A 552-nucleotide genomic window follows, 5' to 3' on the forward strand; every position below is an offset into this window, starting at 1 on the left:
CTGCGCGAGCCCGGCCTCGGCGTTGCCGCCATCGCGGCCGCGATCGGCATTAGTGAGCGCTATGTCCATAAACTGTTCGAGCGGGCCGGCACGACGTTTGCCAGCTATCTGATGGACCGTCGCCTCGACGGCGCGGCACGCGACCTGAAGGATCCCGCGATTGCCGGGCGCACGATCGGCGACATCGCGTTTGATTGGGGCTTCTCGGATCTCTCGCATTTCACGCGGCGCTTCAGGCATCGCTTCGGCTGCACGCCGCGCGACTGGCGCCGCGGCTGATCAACACGTTCGGAAATCGCCATGCCACAGCCGTTCACCTATCAAGTCAGCCCGATGCGCGTCGTGTTCGGGGTCGGCACGGTCGCGCAACTGGCTGACGAGCTCGACCGGCTCGGCATCGCCCGTGCGCTGGTGCTGGCGAGCCGGCGGCAGCAGGCGGAGCTCGGCGATCTCGCCGCGCTGACCGGCGGCCGCATGGCCGGAGCGTTCGATGGCGCTATCGTGCACACGCCGGTCGCGGTCACCGAACGTGCGATGGCGGCGGTCCGCGAG

1 protein-coding gene and 1 pseudogene are annotated in these 552 nt (G+C 68.8%); both read left to right on the top strand.

Annotated features, from left to right (window positions below):
- The coding region (locus H8A92_RS40620; RefSeq protein ID WP_229200823.1) for a helix-turn-helix transcriptional regulator at positions 1–279 on the top strand (279 nt) is incomplete at its 5' end.
- 21 nt (positions 280–300) lie between these two features.
- A pseudogene (locus H8A92_RS40625) lies at positions 301–552 on the top strand (maleylacetate reductase); the annotation flags it as partial.

Origin of the sequence: Bradyrhizobium acaciae (assembly GCF_020889785.1) — a bacterium.
In the GTDB taxonomy this organism is placed as follows: Bacteria; Pseudomonadota; Alphaproteobacteria; order Rhizobiales; family Xanthobacteraceae; genus Bradyrhizobium; species Bradyrhizobium acaciae.